The sequence below is a fragment of the Treponema sp. genome, assembly GCF_017430385.1.
GTDB lineage: Bacteria > Spirochaetota > Spirochaetia > Treponematales > Treponemataceae > Treponema_D.
Genome location: NZ_JAFRNB010000020.1, coordinates 1 through 6,904, shown reverse-complemented (window position 1 = coordinate 6,904; position 6,904 = coordinate 1). Strand labels below are relative to the sequence as shown.

Here is a 6,904-nt window from a genome sequence, read left to right as displayed (position 1 = left end):
GGAATCGGTAGTAAGACTTTTCGAGATGCTCTTTTTGTTTACCAGTTTTCGTACCGTTTTCCAGTATTCAGTTTTGTAAGTTCTTTCATTTCAGAATCTGTCAGCTGAAAATCCCAGACATCAAAGTTTTCTGCAATGTGGGAAAGATTTCTGCTGCCCGGTATTGCGATGTATCCTGCCTGCAAATGCCAGCGTACAATTATTTGTGCAGCGGTTTTATTGTGTTTCTTTGCAATTTCAAGAACCTGCGGATTTTTCAGATGCTCTGCTGTGTGACCGCGACCGCCGAAAGGATAATAGCTTTCTATGTAGATTCCTTTTTTTGCAGCCCAGTCTCTTAAAGAGTTGTTCTGATATTTGAGGTGATTTTCGTTTTGTATGACAGCCGGAGGAATTTCAAAATCATTTATAAAATGGCTTACGTTTTTTTCGGGGTAAAAATTTGAGATTCCGATTGAGCGGATTTTTCCGTCTTTTGCTGCACGAATCATCGCCAAGTAGACCGCATCATCCCCCGAATCCGAGCCGTGCTGGTGAAGAAGAACCAGGTCGATGTAGGAAAGCCCCAGTTTTTGCAGGGAGTCATCAATGTCAGCATTGGGACTGCGTGACCAAGGGACAAGTTTTGTGGTGACAAAAATTTCTTCCCGCGTACAGATTCCGTCTTTTATTGCACGGGCAATTGCGGAGCCCACTTCCTTTTCGTTGCCGTAGTATTTTGCAGTGTCTATGAGGCGGTAACCAGATTTGAGGGCAGCGTACACGGCATCCTCGCAGGTCTGACCTGTAAGGGTCCAGGTACCGAGTCCGAGCACAGGCATTTCGTAGCCTGAATTTAGTTTTTTCATTTTGGGAGGCTCCTTGGCGAAAAGAAATGAAGAGGATAATAAAAGTGAAAATAATAGCATCTTAACCATTTTTTATATTCTCCGAAGGCGTTTTATACTTTTTATTTTTCTTTGCATTTCCACCACTTCGTGGTGGCTGGGCTTTGCTCAGTTCTGCTTTTCGCTTCATACCGCAAGCGGTACGGCTATGCCGCTGTTCCATGCTCTGAGTGCTTTTCCAAGCCAGTGGGACGCAGTGGCAATCAAAACAAGAATTGAAAGATAATCCAAGGCAAAAATCAGATAGCCCTTTTCCAAATCCAAAAAGAAAAACTGCTGGCGCAGGAACATGTATTTTCCCACACCGCGTACAATAAACGCATAGATTCCATAGACACAGACTAGGGTTAGAAGAACTTTTGCAGCAATCGCCTTTATTCTCTTCGCCTTGTCTGGAGATTCCCGTGTCAGGGTACGGGAATGACATTCTTGCTGGGTACGGCTGAGCCTAATCTTATTTGCAATCATCCCTGCATGCATTCCCAAATGGGCGCACATGAAGATGTAGTACCAGTGGGAGCTGACAAGGTGCGCCGTCCTCGCGAAGCCGAGGGGAACGCTGACCGTTTCGGGGACGAACCAGGCCATCATCATGCCGCTCACGGCAAGCAGGATTGCACACAGCAGGATTCCGAAGTTCACCACGGTCTGCATGATGCGGTAGGGATTGTACTTTCCCTTGAGAACCGCTCCATACCACTTCCTGTTCAACGCGATGTGCACCGCCCAAAGCGCAAGCAGTGCCATCCCCAAAATCTGATGCACCTTGTCATTGGGAAAAAGTACCGTGCCCCCCATAAGGATGATTGAAAGAAGTGTCATGGAGATGTCTATAATCATACGGATTTTCTGTGTCTTAATCATTGAATCTTCTCCTTAATCAATCTTTTTCAGAGTATATTGGATATTTATGTTTGTCTTCTTCTGTAATTTTTCGTATCACCCTGCAGGGAACTCCTGCTGCAATCACTCCGTCAGGGATATCTTTGTTTACAAGGCTTCCGGCTCCAATCACCACATCACTGCCGATTGTAACTCCAGGAAGGACCGTAACATTTGCCCCAAACCAGACATTGTTTCCAACGGTAATGGGCAGGGCGATTTCAAGTCCTTTGTTTCTCTGCTCGGTGTCTATGGCATGGCCTGCTGTGGAAAAAACGCAGTTCGGAGCAATAAAAACATTGTCACCAAAGGTCACCTTTGCTCCGTCAAGAATCGTAAGGTTGTAGTTTGAATAGAATTTGTCGCCTAAAGTTATGTTCTTTCCATAGTCACAGTGAAAAGGCTGTGTAATAAGATAACTTCCTCTAATGATTCCGATTATGTTGTCCATGATTTTTTTCTTACTTTCAAAATCACTTGGGCGGCACATATTAAAATCATAGCATTTTTCCGCACAGTCAAGCCTGAGTTTTCCTAATTCACTGTCATAGTTTGCATCGTACAAAAATCCATTCTGTGCTTTTTCGTATTCAGTCATTTTTATTATTTCACTCCGTTTTTTACCAGCCTATTTTATTCCGCATTTTTTAAGCCATTTTGCCACATCTTTTGAAAGGGATGAGCCGCCCGAATAATGCACGGAAAGACCGTCACCGATTTTCGCATTCGGGGCGAGTTTTGAAATGGCGGTGATGCTCTGCCCGAACCTGCCTCCGCCGTGGGAGCAGAAGGGAAGAATCGTCTTTCCGGAAAAATCATAGGATTCGAGAAGGCTGGCAATGGGCATTGGAATGCTGGCCCACCAGTTGGGATAGCCTATGATGATTCTGCCGTATTCCGCCCATTTTTTTGAATCGATTTTTGTTTTGAGGGCGGGGCGTGCCTGTTTGTGCTGGTCGCGCTGAGCCTCATTCAAGACGGTATTATAATTTGTCGAATAAGGATGTTCAAGTTCGATTTCCACCGTGTCAAATCCTGTCTGTCGCTGGATTTCTTTTGCAACTCCGCGCGTGTTTCCGCTCCAGCTGTAGAATATGATGAGAGTTTTTTCGTTCCCTGCAGATTTCGCATTTTTAGCCGCCGCCGCTTCCTTTGTCGTCACAGTTCCCTGCACGGAGTCGTCAGCGTTCAGGACAAGACGCAAGCCCACATTGTATGCCGCACTGGTCTGCTGAAGGGCTGCCCTGTAGGCACTCCTCAGATTCTTTCCGAAGTCATTCCAGCCGCCTCCTCGGTAGACACGACGACTTCCGCTTTCTGCTCCCGTGGGATTTGTCTGTGCTGCTTTTCCGTACTTTCCGTAATAATCAAAGCACCATTCACCCACATTGCCGTAGATGTCATACAAGCCGTTAGGATTCGGCTTGAAGCTGCCCACGGCGACGGTCCTTCCCCGGTATACGCCGGGTCTCGTTTCCAGAACCTCATCGTTAAAATAGTTCTGTTCAATCTGATAGGGATAGTGACCGTAAAAGTTTACATCGTCAGCCCCCGGAACTTTCTTCGAGTAAAATGGCGTGTTTGAGCCTGCACGGGCCGCGTATTCCCATTCCGCCTCGGTGGGGAGACGGTAGCCGTTTGCCCCCCGGTTCCATGAAACTGCCCGTCCGCCGTCCGAAACCGTATAGACAGGAGTTCGTCCGTCGCGTTTTGAGAGGGCGTTGCAGAATTCCACCGCCTCAAGCCAGGTCACGCTTTCAACTGGAAGCGAATCGCCTGAAAAAGTGCCGGGATTTTTCCCCGTGATTTCCCGCCACTCCTTTTGGGTGACCTCGAATTTTGCCATGTAAAACGAAGCGACCGTCACGCTGTGCTGTGTCTCGTCGTTGCTCCGCCAGTCCTCACTTTCCGGGCTTCCCATGGTGAAAGAGCTGCCCTTTATTAGAACGAAGTCCGCGTTTGGAGCCTTGTATGTTGCCGCATGGGTCATCATAATCAATCCTAGTGTAATAAATATGGAAAAAAATATCTTTTTCATAATGTCTCCGTTTATACTTTTGGGCGCACCCCTTCGGGTCGGGCTTTGCGTGGCTACGCTAACGCTCCGTTGCGACTCTACGCTTCGCTTCGATCCGCAATGTGCTTCGCACACCACTACAATCCCTTGCGCGCTATTTCAAGACTCCGTATTCTTCATCGCTGACTTTTTCAAGCCATTCGTTGCTGGTGCCCTCGCCGTTAGGCTCAAAGGTGATGTGGCTGAACCAGGAATCTTTTTTTGCGCCGTGCCAGTGCTTCACATTGGCTGGAATGACGATGACCTTTCCCGCTTCTAGGCTCACGGGCGGCTTTCCCCATTCCTGATACCATCCGCTTCCGGCCGTGCAAATCAAGACCTGTCCGCCGCCCTTGCTTGCGTGGTGAATGTGCCAGTTGTTGCGGCAGCCCGGCTCGAATGTCACGTTGAAAATCGGAATCTCACCAGCCTTCATGTCCGTGAGCGGCTTCAAAAATGATTCGCCCACAAAATATTGTGCGAAAGCCGTGTTTGGCTCACCAATACCGAAAGCGTCGATTTTGCTGAATTCTTCCTTAGTCATTCCAAACCTCTTTTGCCAGTCTGAACACTGCCCAAGCCTTTGGCCAGCCTGCGTAGAACGCCGTGTGGGTTACGATTGCGGCGATTTCTTCTTTTGTAACGCCATGGCTCTTGGCGTTTTCCAGGTGGTACTTTAGCGACGAGTCAGTGATTCCCTGTGACATGAGCGACACTACCGTGATGATGCATCGTGTCTTTGTGTCGATTCCTTTGCCGTTCCAGTTCTCGCCAAAAAGGATGTCGTCGTTAAAGCGGGCAAAGTCAGGGGCAAAATCGCCGAGTTGGTCGCGCCCCGCCGTCTGCGTAATTTTTTCTTGCATAAAAGCCTCCTACTTCAAAAGCCCGTCGACATATTTTTTTATGTCCGTGCCGCTTCCGCGGGTAAAGTCTTTTCCACCCTTAAAGTCCATATCTTTCGCAAACTTTGACAAATCACTTCCGCTGCGACCAAGTCCACTGCCGCCGCTTGTGCAAAGTGTAATCATTTTTTTGCCTGACCAGTTCTGGCTTTCTGTAAAGGTGTAGACTATTTTCGGAGCGTAAGCCCACCAAATCGGGTAGCAGAGAACGACTGTGTCGTAGCCTGCGATGTCAAAAGCAGAGCCTGTGCCGGATGAAACCACAGCCTTTATTGCAGGGCGGCTTTTCGGGTCGTTACATTCGATTGTGGTCAGGGATTTTTTGTCGTGCCAGTTTAAGTCTGCGTCGGTGTATTTGTGAACCGGCTGGATTTCAAAAATATCTGCGCCCATTGCCTCTGCGGCATTTTTTGCCATGCGTTCGGTAGTGCCAGTTGCGCTGAAATATACAAACGCTGTCTTAGCAAATGCTCCTGTCATAATAAAGCCTCCAAGTAAAAGTGTAAAAATAAGTTTTTTCATAATTGTCTCCTATAAAATGATTTTCTTTTCTACTTAATCTCCACCAGCCGGTAGTTCCTGCTGCCGAAGCCGATTTTTTCTGCGTGTTCAAGCGTGTGCAGGCCGTTGCGGCTTTCGATGCGTTCTACCACGCTGCCGCCGTCCTTTGCTGTGTAGATTAAATCAACGCAGGCTTGGTCCAGAGCCACCGGGTCGAGGCTTGCAAGGATTCCTATGTCGTGCATGTCAGGCTCGGCGGGATTCGCGTCGCAGTCACAGTCGACGCTGATTCGGTTCATTACGTTCACGCAGACGATTCCTTTTCCGCCCTGCATGTAGTCGCAAACTGATTTTGCGGCCTCGGCCATGGCCTCAAGGAAGGGCTCCTGGCTTCCCCAAATTGAGCCTTTTGTTTTTGTGCCGCCGGAATGAATCTGCACCTTGCCCGATTTTTCCACGCTCATTCCAGAGGCGAATCCGATTGAAAGATTTTTGATTGCACCGCCGAAGCCCGCCATGGCGTGACCTTTAAAGTGCGAAAGAATCAGATAGGTGTCGTAGTTCTTGAAATGGCTTCCCACATAATTTTCCTTAATCCGCACGCCACCCTTTACCGAAAGTGTCATGTAGCCTTCCGAGTCCTGCAGGTCAAATCCGTTTGCCACATCCAGAAAGCCGTGGTCGCGGGCGATTTTCATGTGGTCAATGTTGTTGCTCCGTCCGCCGCCATAAGCCGTGTTGCACTCCACAATCGTGGCGTTCAGCTCGTCCTTCACCAGATTTTTGATGAGGGCAGGGCGCAGGTAATTTGAGTTTTCGCTTTCGCCGGTGCTCACCTTTACGCCCACCTTGCCGCTGGCCTCGTAGCCGGTAGCCTTGTAGACTTTGACCAGAGCCTCCGGCGTAATTTCGCGGATAAAATAGACTAGGGGAGCTGATTTGTCCGCAACCTCATGGGTCTTGTAGGTCGCGGCCTTTGGATTTGTTTTTGCGAACGCAGATGCGGAAATCGCCGCAAGAGCGACAAATGCAAAAGTTTTCAAAAGTGATTTTTTCATTGTTTTTTCTCCTGTTCAGCAGGTTTGAAGATTTTGATTGTGCGGTTTGTCAAGCCGTATTTTTCGCGTAAAGCCTCTGCTTCTTTCATTGCAGGGGAACTATGGTAGCGTTCAAGTGCCGCCGGGTTTTCCCAAGAGTCGATAAGAAGCAGGCTGTCAGAGTCGTCGGCAGGATAAAAATAATCGTAGCCGAGACAGCCTTTCACGGCCCGAATCTGTGCTGCAATACCGCTGGACTCCATTTCCTCGACATATTTTCTGACTCCGCCATTCTGACTTTTGTAGCGGATGTTTATGGTTATCTGGTCATTGCCGTGCAACGGAGCAAAGCCAAAAAGAGCCATGCAAAATGATAGGACTGCCGATTTTTTCATTGTTCCTCCTCAGCTAAACTTAAGTATTTGAAACTATTTGATTTCCACAAGCCGATAATTGCGCCTGCCGCAGCCCAAGTTCTCCGCATATTCAAGCATTTTCACCTGATGTGTTTCTTCCCACTGGGCACGTAGTTCAGCCGTTTCTGCAGTTTCTGCTACAAAATCAACAGAACACTGGTCAATTGCAACCGGATCATAGGACGCGATAATGCCGATGTTTCCTGTATTCTTTGTTCCCTTG

General features: G+C 48.3%; 9 protein-coding genes and 1 pseudogene. All 10 read right to left on the bottom strand.

The genetic code is table 11. From position 1 onward, the window contains the following. Positions 1 to 38: 38 nt before the first annotated feature. The gene (locus tag IJJ71_RS01425; RefSeq protein WP_296844878.1) at positions 39 to 848 is read right to left on the bottom strand and encodes an aldo/keto reductase; all 810 of its coding nucleotides are present in this window, start codon (positions 846 to 848) and stop codon (positions 39 to 41) included. A gap of 165 nt (positions 849 to 1,013) precedes the next feature. Next, the gene (locus IJJ71_RS01420) at positions 1,014 to 1,751 is read right to left on the bottom strand and encodes a DUF4405 domain-containing protein (RefSeq protein WP_296844877.1); all 738 of its coding nucleotides are present in this window, start codon (positions 1,749 to 1,751) and stop codon (positions 1,014 to 1,016) included. A 16-nt stretch (positions 1,752 to 1,767) separates the two neighbouring features. After that, complete coding sequence (locus IJJ71_RS01415; RefSeq protein WP_296844876.1) at positions 1,768 to 2,367, bottom strand: sugar O-acetyltransferase; 600 nt, start codon at positions 2,365 to 2,367, stop codon at positions 1,768 to 1,770. Positions 2,368 to 2,397: 30 nt separating this feature from the next. Beyond that, a complete protein-coding gene (locus tag IJJ71_RS01410; protein ID WP_296844875.1) occupies positions 2,398 to 3,807 on the bottom strand; it encodes a flavodoxin in 1,410 nt (469 codons plus the stop codon). A gap of 133 nt (positions 3,808 to 3,940) precedes the next feature. Next, on the bottom strand, positions 3,941 to 4,369 hold the full coding sequence (locus IJJ71_RS01405) for a cupin domain-containing protein (RefSeq protein ID WP_296844874.1): 429 nt from the start codon (positions 4,367 to 4,369) through the stop codon (positions 3,941 to 3,943). Next, positions 4,362 to 4,688 (bottom strand): carboxymuconolactone decarboxylase family protein, encoded by a 327-nt coding sequence (locus IJJ71_RS01400; protein ID WP_296844873.1) that lies wholly within the window; start codon positions 4,686 to 4,688, stop codon positions 4,362 to 4,364. Before IJJ71_RS01400 ends, IJJ71_RS01405 begins: the two co-directional genes overlap by 8 nt. Before the next feature lie 9 nt (positions 4,689 to 4,697). After that, on the bottom strand, positions 4,698 to 5,249 hold the full coding sequence (locus tag IJJ71_RS01395; RefSeq protein ID WP_296844872.1) for a flavodoxin: 552 nt from the start codon (positions 5,247 to 5,249) through the stop codon (positions 4,698 to 4,700). A 29-nt stretch (positions 5,250 to 5,278) separates the two neighbouring features. Then, entirely contained in the window at positions 5,279 to 6,286 is a 1,008-nt protein-coding gene (locus tag IJJ71_RS01390) for a DUF362 domain-containing protein (RefSeq protein WP_296844871.1), read from the bottom strand. Continuing rightward, the gene (locus IJJ71_RS01385) at positions 6,283 to 6,660 is read right to left on the bottom strand and encodes a putative quinol monooxygenase (protein ID WP_296844870.1); all 378 of its coding nucleotides are present in this window, start codon (positions 6,658 to 6,660) and stop codon (positions 6,283 to 6,285) included. Before IJJ71_RS01385 ends, IJJ71_RS01390 begins: the two co-directional genes overlap by 4 nt. A gap of 33 nt (positions 6,661 to 6,693) precedes the next feature. Further along, positions 6,694 to 6,904, bottom strand: a pseudogene (locus IJJ71_RS01380) (hypothetical protein); the annotation flags it as partial.

Coding starts and splice junctions, on each gene's coding strand:
- IJJ71_RS01425 (WP_296844878.1), bottom strand. CDS start 848: ATGAAAAAACTAAATTCAGGCTACGAAATGCCTGTGCTCGGACTCGGT.
- IJJ71_RS01395 (WP_296844872.1), bottom strand. CDS start 5,249: ATGAAAAAACTTATTTTTACACTTTTACTTGGAGGCTTTATTATGACA.
- IJJ71_RS01405 (WP_296844874.1), bottom strand. CDS start 4,369: ATGACTAAGGAAGAATTCAGCAAAATCGACGCTTTCGGTATTGGTGAG.
- IJJ71_RS01420 (WP_296844877.1), bottom strand. CDS start 1,751: ATGATTAAGACACAGAAAATCCGTATGATTATAGACATCTCCATGACA.
- IJJ71_RS01400 (WP_296844873.1), bottom strand. CDS start 4,688: ATGCAAGAAAAAATTACGCAGACGGCGGGGCGCGACCAACTCGGCGAT.
- IJJ71_RS01410 (WP_296844875.1), bottom strand. CDS start 3,807: ATGAAAAAGATATTTTTTTCCATATTTATTACACTAGGATTGATTATG.
- IJJ71_RS01385 (WP_296844870.1), bottom strand. CDS start 6,660: ATGAAAAAATCGGCAGTCCTATCATTTTGCATGGCTCTTTTTGGCTTT.
- IJJ71_RS01415 (WP_296844876.1), bottom strand. CDS start 2,367: ATGACTGAATACGAAAAAGCACAGAATGGATTTTTGTACGATGCAAAC.
- IJJ71_RS01390 (WP_296844871.1), bottom strand. CDS start 6,286: ATGAAAAAATCACTTTTGAAAACTTTTGCATTTGTCGCTCTTGCGGCG.